This is a genomic window from Legionella pneumophila subsp. pascullei, assembly GCF_900637585.1.
Taxonomy (GTDB): domain Bacteria; phylum Pseudomonadota; class Gammaproteobacteria; order Legionellales; family Legionellaceae; genus Legionella; species Legionella pascullei.
This window is the reverse complement of the sequence record NZ_LR134380.1, coordinates 1,850,714-1,863,652: the sequence shown is the minus strand read 5'-3', so window position 1 is coordinate 1,863,652 and position 12,939 is coordinate 1,850,714. Positions and strand designations below refer to the sequence as shown.

Sequence of the window (12,939 nt, the reverse complement as noted above, 5' to 3'; positions counted from 1 at the left end):
AAGCATACACCCCCCGCAATAAATTATTTAATTTATAATTATTAGTCTATCCTTTGCCAATTCTAATGCATTTAAATATTAATTTGAATATAATTTAACCTTTATATCATCCCTGCTGTGGGCAATGAGAAAAGCAATAAAATATCTTAGCATAATCCTGGCCGCGCTATTTGTCAGTGGGTTTTTATTATTATTTTTTTCTCCCAAACCTTCTTTATTGGAAGAATTCAATTTTTCTAAAGCGGTTTATGATGAAAATCAACAATTATTACGATTAATTTTAAGTGAAGATGATAAATACAGGCTGTACGTTCCGTTATCTCAAATACCCAAGGAGTTAATTGAAGCTACCCTTTTACAGGAAGATCAGTATTTTCGCTGGCATAAAGGAGTAAACCTTTTTTCCATGATGAAAGCCATTTGGCAAACTTATGTGGTCAAGTCTCGCAGAATCGGCGCTTCAACAATAACAATGCAGGTAGCGCGAATTCGTTTTGGAATTAACTCCAAGAAAATTTCCGGTAAATTATGGCAAATTATCAGAGCATTACAAATAGAGCGTCATTATGATAAAGATAAAATTCTTGAGGCTTATTTCAATTTGGCGCCCTATGGTGGGAATATAGAAGGAGCAGGGGCTGCGAGCTTAATTTATTTTAATAAGCCTGTTAGAAAGCTTGGTTTACCAGAGGCATTAACTTTAAGCATTATCCCGCAAAATCCGGTAAAAAGAACATCAAAAAACAGTGAATTAAAGAAAATAAGAAATCGTTTATTTGCCAGATGGTTGAAGCAGCATCCAGAAGATAAGGAGAAGCAATCTCTGTTTGGTCTGCCTTTAGTCATGCAAACTAATCAAAACCTGCCTTTCCTTGCTCCTCATTTTGTAAACATGGTACTGAAAGAAAATCCTGGTTTATCACAAAGTATTTCAACAACGTTGGATTACAGGCTTCAATTAGTTGTGGAGCGAATTACAAGACATTATTTGGCAAGAAAAAAAATGTTTGGTGTTCACAACGCGGCGGTATTACTTGTCGATAGTCGTACTATGAGTATTAAGGCGTTGATGGGGTCTGCTGATTTTTTTAATAACAACATAGGCGGGCAGATCAATGGCACAGAAACCAAAAGATCACCTGGTTCTACATTAAAGCCATTTATTTATGGATTAGCACTCGATCAAGGTTTAATTCACCCCAATACGGTTTTAAAGGATGTACCCCAGAGTTTTAATGGTTATAATCCTGAAAACTTTGATTATGACTTTATGGGACCCATCAAAGCAAAAGACGCGCTGGTACTTAGTCGTAATATCCCGGCTATTGATCTCTCCAATCAATTAACTAATCCAACACTACATAAGTTATTGGAACAGGCGCGTGTAACTCAGTTGCGTTCCGAATCCTATTATGGTTTGTCTCTTAATTTGGGTGGTGTTGAACTCACTATGAAAGAGTTGGTTGGTTTATATGCCATGCTGATTAATGATGGGGTTTGGTATCCAGTCAATTCATTAAAAGCAGCGCCCAGAAAAGAAGGTCATCGCTTGCTTAGTGCCGAGACAAGTTTCTTAATTTTTGATATGTTAAAAAATACTCCAATGAAAGAGGCGAATAATAATGGCAGTTCTCAATTACCAATTGCCTGGAAAACAGGAACTTCCTCAGGATATAGAGATGCCTGGACAGTTGGAGTTTTTGGACCTTATGTATTGGCAGTTTGGATAGGAAATTTTGATAATCAGGCAAATCCAGCTTTTATAGGTAAAGAAATTGCTGCGCCGTTGTTTTTTGAGTTGATTGACGCAATAAAACATGAAAGAGGCCCAATAGCTCGAGTTGAAAAATATCCTGAACACATGCATTTGGAAAAAATAGAAGTATGTAAGGCATCAGGCATGCTGCCTGGCCGATATTGTACTGATACAGAATGGACCTGGTTTATTCCAGGTAAATCACCCATTAAAACGGATACTATTTTTAGAGAGGTGGCAATTAACAGTAAAACAGGACTTCGTACTTGCCATATCGATGAAAATACTCGTTTTGAAGTGTATGAATTTTGGCCTTCTGATCTATTAAAAATATTTAGAAAAGCAGGAATCCAAAGACATATCCCCCCATTTTTTGAACCAGATTGCGCTTTGTCGGGAAATGGCGGCCTCAGTCCCCAAATTACTTCCCCCCAAACAGGGGTAAGTTATATTGTCCATGCTAATACTCAATCAAACAAAATAATCCCATTAACCGCAGTGACAGATGCTGGAATTGCACATTTATACTGGTTTATCAATGAAAGTTTTGTAGCTGAAACAAAATCAGATCAACCTTATCTCTGGCAGGCGAAACCTGGTAAATATGTGGTAAGGGTGGTAGATGACCGAGGTTTATCTGATGCGCGGGAAATTACTATTCAGTTGGTTAGTTGATATGAGTTTGATGATAAATAAGATATCCCTTGTTCTAATCGGAACAAGGGATATAAAAATTAAACTGAAACTGAGTTTCTTGGCTGTTCCTCTTCATTCTCTTCTTCAGATTCAGTATCAGCGTCAATATCAGCATCAGCCTTGTCGTGTGATGCCACTTTAGGTTCAACGTAAGGATCTTTGGAAAATTCGCTGGGAGCCCAGCCAACTAGTAAGGTTCCCCGGTATAGTAATTGTAATAAAAATATTGCCTTGCATAGATCGGCATCGGTATATTCCTCACACTCTGTTCCAGTAAAAAGCAAAGCAATACCAAGACCCATTTGTGTTGCGGCTATGCTACCTTGCAAAAGATGAATCAGTTTTTCAGAAACATGGGTATCAAATCTGAATAGAGAATAAATTGAAATTAAAGTTTGAGCGAGTTTTGTAGGAATTGATGCAGCAGGATCAAATGTTTCAAGTGTTGTCCCCAATACTTCAGATGCAGCATTAGTGCGTTGTGCGTTGCGATGTCCGGTTGAAGAGGAGTAAGGCGCTCTCATTGAAATGGCAGACAAACATTTTCGAAAAGACTCAAACATAATCATATCCTTATAATAACTTAATACGTAATGGCTTGAATAAAAGCGGACATTAACAGACAAGTCATTTTGATTCCAGTATTTCTTGATGAATTTAGCGTCAACCTAAATTAAAAAAAGTTCAGGTTAATTGAGATTTTAATATGGTTTTCAGATTTTAAAATTAATTTTTAGCCAAATCAGGATTTCTAAAACGCCGGATAATTTTGGGGTGTTCGATAAATATGAGTTTGCTAACATAAATGGTAGCCAGCAATTGAATACAACCCATGATGATAAACAAAACATCAAATGATGTATTGGCAATAATTAGGCCGCCACATAACAAGGCGATACCAGTGTAAATACTTGATAACCCATTTGCCAAACCCCAGGTGAGTCCTTCATGCGTTTTATCTTCATAGCGGGCATACAGGGCATACCAGGTTGTAGTAGAGAGTCCACCCGATATTCCTAGGCCAATTTGCAATAATGCCAGTTGCTTTTTGCTTGTTACAAATATGTAGCAAAAGGTAAAAATGGTTTGGAGTGCATAACCTGTAATCAATAACTTCTCTTTATAAATAAAATCAGAGATATAGCCTAAACCAATCACCACAATTCCTACAGAAATTAAATACAAAGACCATACCCAGGATATGTCTAAGGGAGACGAGTTGAATCTTTCACAAAAAATACCAAAAAGAGGGCCCAACATTCCTTCTGATAAGTACCACAAATTATTCGCAAATAATAATGTACGTTCTTTTTTACCAAACATTAGTTTAACTTCAAGTTAAGTCAATCTTGTCTAACATACAAGGTTAAAAGAAATTTTCATATAGATTTTAGAAATTTAATTTTTAGTTTTGTTATTAGAATCAGACACTCATGGTAAGATAATAAGGTCATTGTTATAAATCAACTTTTAAATAGCCCATGAATACTGTTCCCTTAAAACCTCAACGTCTTTTATCTCTTGATGTATTTCGTGGAATGACCATTGTATTGATGATTTTCGTTAATGGTCAGGCAGCTATTGATCCCTATCCGATTTTTGAGCATGTGGACTGGAATGGTTGTACTTTGGCGGATTTGGTTTTCCCATTTTTCTTGTTTATCGTCGGCTTAACGAGTGTTATAAGCCTGAAAAACCAAATGGAACGAAAAGAAAAAACATCATTATATTCTGCCATCATAGAGAGAAGTGTTGTTTTGTTTCTTTTAGGATTATTTTTGAATGTTTTTCCCCATCCTATTGAATTTGATAGCATAAGGATATATGGGATTCTGCAGCGAATTGCTGTTTGTTATTTAATTTCCGCTTTCATTTATCTGAATACTTCAATTAAAACTCAATTTTTTATTTTCCTTGTTCTTTTATTAGGTTATTGGATTATCATGACTCTGGTACCTGTTCCAGGATATGGGGCTAATCAATTAACCAAAGATGGTAGTTGGGTTTCATACATTGACCAGTTATTTTTTTCAGGGTCCCATTTATATGAAAAAACGTATGATCCTGAGGGTTTTTTAAGCACTTTTACATCAATAGCTACTACTTTATCAGGCGTGCTGGCTGGTAGTTTACTAATCAGTCCATTCAGTCAATTCAAGAAATTTTATCTATTGGGAGCAGCTGGCTTGCTATTTTTGTTATTGGGTTGGTTGTGGAATATGAGTTTTCCTATCAATAAAAATTTATGGACGAGTTCCTATGTACTCTGGACCAGTGGTCTTGCTCTACTCGTCTTTGCTTCGTGCTATTTGCTGATTGATGGATTAGATATTAAAAAATGGTCAGTCTTTTTTAAAATATTTGGTATGAATGCATTATTTGCTTTTGTCTTCCATGTCATTCTTTTAAAACTACAATATGCTTTTAAAATAGCAACAAGTAATGGCTCTAAAATGGCATTGATATCCTATATCAAGGATTATTTTTTTGGGGGATTCAGTAATCACAATGCGGCATTGCTCTATTCTATCTGTTTTCTTTCCCTAAATTTTCTGGTTGTTTTGGTTTTATATAAACGGAATGTATTTATTCGAATATAGACAGGTGGGTTGGGCCGCGCATATTGCGCAGCACCAACTGGATATTGTCGATGTGAAATTACAATTGAGCGTAATGCGTTTTGACCCTAATGGAGATGAGCACTCTGACTCGGTAAAGAAGGAAGTTCATTTTCATTCTCTTCGAGTCGACTCTTTGAGGAAATAAAAAATAATGGAGCACTTTTGCTTGTAGGATCTGTATTTAAAGTATTAGGGGATACTTCTTTTTTGGTGTTGTCAGTTGAAAACTCCTTTTCATTCAGATCACTGGAATTATTCTTTCCAAGAATTGCCTCAAGAATATTCTGATTTCGAAACTTGAAATCAACGAATTGTAGTGTCTTGTTAGAATCCAGAGCATATTGCAGCATGAGGTACTGTGCCAAGGTAATATCCTGGTTAAATTTAAGTTCTTTCAATTGACATTCTGGATCACGCAATAAATCACATAGACTGTCGATTATTTCATTAGATGGGGTATATCGACAGGTGTTTGAAATGGATAGAGACGTTATATTTTTATTAGTTTTTACCAGCTTGATGATAGCCTGTAACCCCTCATTTTCAATATAGTTATCATCGAGTACTAATGTCTCAATATGAGTATTGATAGTTAAAGCTTTGGCAAGCTTTATCGCATCGTCGCCCATATAGGCATTCTTGGACAAATCCAGTTTTTTCAAAGTTTGGGGATTATTCGCCAAAAATTCGCATAAACTATCCACATTAAGCCGGCTTAGATTATTGTCAATGAGTATAAGACTATTTAAATTGAGGCATGCTCTGAGCCAGGTAAGAGCGTCTGGTGAATTGATTTGTCCAAGATTAGTTTTACCAAGGATTAAGGTATCCAGTGACGCATTGGATTTCATAATAGCATCCAACAGCTTCAAATCATGTGTTTCAAATTGCATGTCATCAATTGCTAACATTTTTAAGACTGATGTTTGAGGTAAATATTTCAATACACTTCTACCTGAATTAAAACCACGAAGGATTAGAAACTCGAGAGATTGATTCGGTTCTTTTGTCTTAAGTAGTGGTATATGTGCTTCTTTGGCCACTGAAAGGCCCAAATTCAAATACTGAAGCGGGATTTTATTGATAGCTCGTGCTAAACGGTTGATATGCTTATTATCAATAGGAGTTTCCATAGCTAAAAAGTCTACAGTTAACATGTTTAGAGCAGGTTTGTTTTTTAGCATGTCAACCAATGCTTCATAGACAGGAGTCACTATTTTTTTTAACCGATAATCATCTATAAAATCTAACCAACCAATTGGCAGGTTGTGTTTAAAATAGAAATCGAAATTGAGTGTCGCTTCAAATGTCAGTTTTTGTAGCAGTGAATTTTTAGCAATGACCTGGCTTAACTCCCCTAGCGCTTTTGAATTTTCCCTGGTGATGGTCATTGATAAGTCAAGATCTGTTACTGGCGTGACTTTTAGATATTCAGCTAAAAATAATACGTCTTCGTAAGAGAGAGGGGCTGATAAATCCAAATCTTTGACGGTGAATGCTCCGTTCTTTGTTGCATTGATACATTTGGCGAGTGATAAAGTTAACATAATTACTCCTCAAGTCCTTTTGAAAGAAAATAATGATGAACTCATCTATCTTCTACTTCGGGTACCTGAAAGTAAAGAGTTACCTGCAAATTTATCTGATTCAATACTTCCGAAAAATCCTAATATCTTCGTTAAAAATATATTTCCTTAATCCATGTTGTCTCTTGTTTCCAATAAATCTCTTAATGGTTTGGGAAGTATAGAACGGAGTTCTTTGGTTAGTTTGGCTTCATTTTTTTGCCAGATTATCCCTAAATAAATGATGCCGAAACCTATAGCAGTTAAAGCAACTGGGAAAAGCATACTGAATTTAAACACCTGGAATGCCAGATGCCCTAGATAATAAGAACATCCTAATGCACCAAAAATAACGAATACTTTTCTGTTTAAAATGACTCCTATCAGAATCATAAACAGGTTAATGCACATGTAGATAAATTTGGATATTTCACTGTCAGAGGATTGGCAACTTAAACCGAACCAAAATGCCATCACACCGAATATATACAGCCAAAAAGCATAGTCTGCTGATTGACTGGATCGAACATCCACCCAAAAGGCAATCAATACGGTAATTAAGCCAAAGTACATCGAAACCATTGCCCTTAGCTCAAAATCAAATTGACCGTTCCCTATCATGGCTGCTATATCCATGGACATATACCAAAGTGTGACTGCAATTGGCATAATCATAAAAGGGTACCGATATATCCAGGCCAAGATAATGCCAACCATCAATGTACCCAACTCCATGAAGATCCAATGCCATTTGATATAAACATGATAGTCATGATAAACAGTGTCATCTGGCCACCAGCCCATTCCTTTTTGTAAGCCATAGATTGCCAAAGGAGTAAGGCAAATGACAAAAGTAGCGCAAATGCCAGCAGGAATGATATATCCTTTCTGACTGAATTGACTGCAAAGACCTAGTCCGAGTATGGCATAACAAACTGACAAATAGAAAATACCCCAACCTCCAAACAGTTCCCATCCAAGATTCATAAACAAAGTCATTGCGCCAATCGCTATAAGTCCGCCAAAATAATAAAGGACATTGGTTAAGTTAAATCCTGGAGTTTGTTCGGGAAGGTTTTTTATGAATTCAATGAGGTTATTGGCCTGTTCCTCTGTAATTATTTTAGCCTGAACAGCCTGAGCAATCATATTCCTTGTCAATTTCATCATCATCTCCGATGAGTACTGAATTCCTGCTAAATTTCACCTGATTTTACAATAACTAATGATTAATATCTCAATTATAGCTGAGAGTATGAAACTTGTGTTTGAGTTTGCAAATCAGGATTGGTTGTTACTTTTCATGTAAGGACTTTAGATTTTGACCAAAGGGGAATTAAAGTCATTACGATCAGGAAAACTCCTCCAAACAGTGCATAAATTATTTTGGAGCTAATGGCGAGTGATGGTGGTGGGGTCAGGCTTACAATCAAGGCAACACCACTACCTGCCAATCCGAGGTAAGCAGAAATGATTATATTTAACTTACTCATAACGGATTTTGAGGACACTATTTTGATAGCGCTGATAAAGAGCAAGAGATACATTAATAAATTAATTTGTGTGGCTGCATTCAACATGATCCAATAAGATGCATTGATCGATGGTACAATAAGAAATAAAGCGCTAATAATGGATACACAGATGGCTTGTGAGACTAATAGTCTGACAGGTGCGTTATTTTTGTTCACTTGATTGAGTTGTTTATTTAAAAATCCTTCTTTTATTGCAAACTCCAATCCTTTTATAGGGGCAATGAGCCAGTTATTGGCAGCACCTATACAGCCTATTGCAATCAACCCATTAATAATAAAAGCAAAATATCCATAGCCCATTTTATTAAAAAATAATTGTATGAGCTGGGGAATGCTGCTGATAAAACTTAATTGCCTGGGGGGAATGATCATAGCCAATACGATCGAACCAAATAACATCGTCAGAAAGATGATAATAACTGAAATTGCAATGGCTTTAGGGAAAGCGCCTTGTTCACTTTCCCGTGCATGAACTGCGGCTAATTCAATACCGCAAAATGACAGAATAATCGCAGTAAGAGAAGTCCAGGAATACGATTCGGCTTGCGGCAGAACGGTGGTATCTGGTTTGATTTGGGTAATCCACCAGTATAATCCCATTAACAGGATAATAATAAAAGGTAAAATTAATCCCGTTATAGAGCAATAGGAGTTAAAACGACTTGAGAGATGAATCCCTTTTAAATTAATCCAGGTTAAACTCCAAATCAAGAAAATAATAATTAAAAAAAGTAAACTTTTGTTTTGAACTAAATCAGGTGAGATGGTGTAGAGCAGGGTACCTGCAATAAAACTCAACAAGGTAGGATAAATTAAAATATTTTGAATACATTGAAACCAAATGGCTATGAATGCCCAATGATTTCCTAATCCCTGTTTTACCCACCCATACACACCTTGTTCTGATTGCCTGGAGAACCAAACAGCAACAATAGCACAGGGAAGAAGAAAGAAGATTAAGGCTAATGCAAAGTAAGAGAACAGTTGGTTCCCGGCTAAAGCGGCTGCTGGCAGGTTTCTAATACTATCAACTGAACAAACAGTGATTAAGGTAAGGCTTAAAACAGATAAGCGTCTTTTCATTAAAATCTCAAAGACAAGCAGCTTAAACCACCATCTACCTTTCTAAATTCACTCACATCCAATTCAATAATTGAAAATCCCAATTCAGACAAACGATGGGTTATTTTAGGATACCCTTTGGGTAATAACACAGTCTCATTAATCATAATACAATTGGCCGCATAGGATTCTTCAGGGCTAACTACTATTTGTTTTAAATGATTAAATGCTTGATGATTAATTAGTTCCCCACTAACTAAAACATAATCATTATTAAGGTGACTCACCCCAGTTTTAAGATGTAGAAATTTTTTTAGCTGAATCACAGAAGCTGTATAGCCATGCTGGTTAAGCAAACAAGTTAACTGCTCAGCTCCCTCTTTATTAGTTCTTTCCGAGAGACCGATAAAAAAGTGATTGTCTATTCTAAGTACATCTCCGGCCTCAAGTCTTCCTGGGGGGGCTATTCTAAAAGTCCTGTCTTTAAAGAATGCTTGAATGCTTGGCTCAATTTCCTGAACTTCATCTCGTCTGGACTCTGCCCCAGGGCTTGTCAAGACAGCAAATTGTTCAGTTAACAGGGACACGTCTTCTACAAAACAGGCATCAGGGAATTGTTCAAGAGCTGGAAGTACAGTCACTTCAAGGCCGCATTTTGATAGTGCATTGGTGTAATTCTGGTGTTGTATTAATGCCAGTTCATAATTAGGTTTCCCCAACTCAGTTGATGTAGTTAGGCCATTGATCATTGTAGAAGATGGTGTCCTTACTATAGCGTTTTTAAACATTCATCATGTCCTTAAATAAGTTATTTTTGGTAAACATAATGCCAGAGATTAAACAAAGAGCCTCCAAAATGCAACGATTGTTAATTTGATCGAATTAGTCGGTTGATTTGCAATAAGGATATATAGATTTAGTTTAAAAAGATAAGTATTCTTGTATCATTTGATACGAATTGTTTCATTATGACTCTTAACCAGTGTGATATTGTTTTATTGACACAGAAAGAATTTATAGATCCGGCTGATACTACTCCCTATATTCAAAATGTGCTCACTGAAGATCGACTATTAACTGAAGCTCTGGAGCAAAAAGGATTAAAAGTTACACGAACTCATTGGGACAATAGACAATATAATTGGTCGCAGACTCGATATGCTTTATTTCGTGCCACTTGGGATTATTTTCATCGGTATGACGAGTTTCATCTCTGGCTAAGAAGTTGCTCAAAAAGAATTAAATTTATAAATCCGATTTCTATTATTCAATGGAATATCGATAAACATTATTTAAGTGATATGCAGCAAAAAGGAATTAATATCCCTCCTACTTTATTTTTAAAAAAGGGGAAGTTAAGTATCTTAAGCCAGTTAATGAAGGAATCAGGATGGAATAAAGCGATATTAAAGCCTGTCATAGCGGGTGGTGCACGCCATACTTATTTGTTTGATCAGGATTCCGCAGGCCAATATCAAAAAATATTTGAATCATTGATTGGCAATGAATCAATGTTATTGCAGGAGTTTCAAGAGCAGATTGTAAATAAAGGAGAAGTATCTTTTATGGTATTTGGTGGCAAGTATAGCCATTCCATATTAAAAAAAGCAAAGTCAGGTGACTTTAGAGTACAGGATGATTTCGGTGGGACTGTGCATCCTTATCAAGCATCTCAAGAAGAAAGGGAATTTGTTGAGAATGTCATAGCTCAATGCGATGAGTTACCCGTGTATGCACGTGTCGATGTCATGTGGGATAACAACAATAAATTGTGTTTGAGTGAGTTGGAAATGATAGAACCTGAACTTTGGTTCAGGGAAAGCAGTCAAGCCGCGTCTGCTATGGCTGATGCAGTATGCGATCACATATCAGGCGTCAGCGAATATCGGTAAACGCTGAAAGACACAACAATAGTCAAAGACAGGGAAAAATATGAAAACACGGATAGTTTCATTTTTAGTTGCTTCTATGGCAAGTGCTAATTTGCAAGCCGCTTCAGAAAATCTTATTTGGGAAGCGAGCGATAACAATTTAAAAAAATACAATGTTAGTATCTTGCATGATAAAAAAGGATTTATATCAATTACTCATAAAATGACGTCTTTAAATTATCAGTTGAGACCTGTTGATCATGAGGGAAATCATGATGCTAATGATATTCGTTATCAAATTTATTATAGAAATATTCCTGTTTGGGGTCATGAACTGATCCTCCATAAGGTGAGCAAGTCAAAAATTTTTCTGACCGGTGTTGATGTGTCTGAAATTGAAAAAGATATTCATCAGACTGATGGGAAGTTAAGTACCAGTTATATTGAAAGCAAGATAATAAAACATAATAACAATTCAATCATTTACAAAAATATTAAAAAAATCATTTACTTGAATTCACATAAAAAAGCACATCTAGCCTATCACTTGTCGATGTACACGAATGATCCATTTCATTTTGTCTCTGCACCCAATTATATCATCGATGCCAATTCTGGTGAGATTTTAAAAAGCTGGGATGATTTAACACATAAGAAAGTTGGTCAGGGCTTAGGTGGTAATGTATTCATTCTTCCCTATCGGTCGGGATTGTTTCAACATGGTGATTCAATGAAGGATATTCCTTCTCTTGGCAAATTTGAGGTAACGATCAAAGGAAAAAATTGTGTTGTAGAAAGCCCTGAGGTAAGGGTTATTAATGCTGCGCACACTGACTTGGACAAGAGATCCTTCCCGGTTCTAAGCATTGTGGAAATCTATAAAAATATATCGGCCTTCTCCTATCCTTGCAGCAAGGAATCACAATATATCAATATTAATGATGGAGACACATCACCTGCAAACTACAGTTTTTCTTCAGTTAATGATGCTATGTATTTTGCCGAAGTAACACTGGAAATGTACAAAGATTACTATGGCGTGGAAAAGCCTTTAGGCGACGATTTGCCTTTGCGAGCCTATACCCATATTAAAAATTTTGATAATGCCTTCGCAGTGCCTTCCATTAAAATTAAAGGATTGTATTTAATGCATCAACAAATTGTGATTGGTGATGGGGATACGCAATTAACGGCGCCGGCACAGAGCACTTTATCTCATGAGTTGTCCCATAATTTTACCAGATTGCACTCTAATCTGGTCTATAATGGGCAATCCGGAGGGATCAATGAAGCTTTCTCAGATATGGCATCGATTGCTATGCAGGATTACTTACGTAAAGATTACCCATGGTATTGGGATGGTGACGATTGGTCTATAGGACGTGAAGCAACTATCAGTGGTGAGCCAATTCGTTACATGGATTACCCAACTAAAGATGGTCATTCTATTGAGCATTTCGATGATTATCATGATGACTTGGATGTTCATCTGACCAGCGGGATCTTTAACAGGGCTTTTTATCTTTTAGCCCATCAACCGAACTGGTCAGTGAGAAAGGCATTTCAAGTGATGGTAGATGCCAATATAAAATATTGGACATCAGGGACTTCATTTGAAGCAGCCTCTTGTGGTGTTATCCAAGCGGCAATTGACAGGCAATATAATAAGCAAGATGTCATTAATGCTTTTAAAGAGGTGGGAGTGGTTTGTCCCGTTATTGGTTTTGTAAATTAAATACAGTAATTCAGGTGACTTCAATATTGATTGCAGATAAAAAGAGATAATGATATTAATTCAACTTTCCAGCTCACAATGAATTCCTTTTTAATTTT

At 36.3% G+C, this 12,939-nt stretch carries 10 protein-coding genes; 4 read left to right on the top strand and 6 right to left on the bottom strand.

What is annotated here, in order from left to right; genetic code table 11:
• Positions 1-124: 124 nt before the first annotated feature.
• Positions 125-2,431 (top strand): penicillin-binding protein 1C, encoded by a 2,307-nt coding sequence (gene pbpC, locus EL201_RS08540; protein ID WP_027221851.1) that lies wholly within the window; start codon positions 125-127, stop codon positions 2,429-2,431.
• Positions 2,432-2,490: 59 nt separating this feature from the next.
• Here the strand turns inward: pbpC and EL201_RS08535 are convergent, their stop codons facing one another.
• The gene (locus EL201_RS08535) at positions 2,491-3,015 is read right to left on the bottom strand and encodes a hypothetical protein (RefSeq protein ID WP_027221850.1); all 525 of its coding nucleotides are present in this window, start codon (positions 3,013-3,015) and stop codon (positions 2,491-2,493) included.
• Between the two features lie 163 nt (positions 3,016-3,178).
• Positions 3,179-3,775, bottom strand: coding sequence for an MFS transporter (locus tag EL201_RS08530; RefSeq protein ID WP_027221849.1), 597 nt, complete (start codon positions 3,773-3,775; stop codon positions 3,179-3,181).
• A gap of 158 nt (positions 3,776-3,933) precedes the next feature.
• Between EL201_RS08530 and EL201_RS08525 the strand changes: the two genes are divergently transcribed.
• Positions 3,934-5,052 (top strand): acyltransferase family protein, encoded by a 1,119-nt coding sequence (locus tag EL201_RS08525; protein ID WP_027221848.1) that lies wholly within the window; start codon positions 3,934-3,936, stop codon positions 5,050-5,052.
• Positions 5,053-5,138: 86 nt separating this feature from the next.
• On the opposite strand, the gene EL201_RS08520 is transcribed toward EL201_RS08525, so the two are convergent.
• The 4 genes from EL201_RS08520 to EL201_RS08505 all read right to left on the bottom strand — a co-directional run bounded on the left by EL201_RS08520 (position 5,139) and on the right by EL201_RS08505 (position 10,023).
• Positions 5,139-6,620 (bottom strand): leucine-rich repeat domain-containing protein, encoded by a 1,482-nt coding sequence (locus tag EL201_RS08520; protein ID WP_027221847.1) that lies wholly within the window; start codon positions 6,618-6,620, stop codon positions 5,139-5,141.
• A 147-nt stretch (positions 6,621-6,767) separates the two neighbouring features.
• A complete protein-coding gene (locus EL201_RS08515) occupies positions 6,768-7,805 on the bottom strand; it encodes a hypothetical protein (protein ID WP_027221846.1) in 1,038 nt (345 codons plus the stop codon).
• 134 nt (positions 7,806-7,939) lie between these two features.
• Positions 7,940-9,256 carry an APC family permease gene (locus tag EL201_RS08510; protein ID WP_027221845.1) on the bottom strand — a complete coding sequence of 439 codons (1,317 nt, stop codon included), beginning with the start codon at positions 9,254-9,256 and terminating at the stop codon, positions 7,940-7,942.
• Positions 9,256-10,023, bottom strand: a complete 768-nt coding sequence (locus EL201_RS08505; RefSeq protein ID WP_027221844.1) for a dimethylarginine dimethylaminohydrolase family protein — start codon at positions 10,021-10,023, stop codon at positions 9,256-9,258. The genes EL201_RS08510 and EL201_RS08505 overlap by 1 nt, the downstream gene beginning before the upstream one ends.
• Before the next feature lie 180 nt (positions 10,024-10,203).
• Here EL201_RS08505 and EL201_RS08500 point away from each other — a divergent pair, with 180 nt between their 5' ends.
• On the top strand, positions 10,204-11,127 hold the full coding sequence (locus tag EL201_RS08500; RefSeq protein WP_027221843.1) for an ATP-grasp domain-containing protein: 924 nt from the start codon (positions 10,204-10,206) through the stop codon (positions 11,125-11,127).
• 40 nt (positions 11,128-11,167) lie between these two features.
• A complete protein-coding gene (locus tag EL201_RS08495; RefSeq protein WP_027221842.1) occupies positions 11,168-12,841 on the top strand; it encodes a M4 family metallopeptidase in 1,674 nt (557 codons plus the stop codon).
• Positions 12,842-12,939 lie beyond the last annotated feature (98 nt).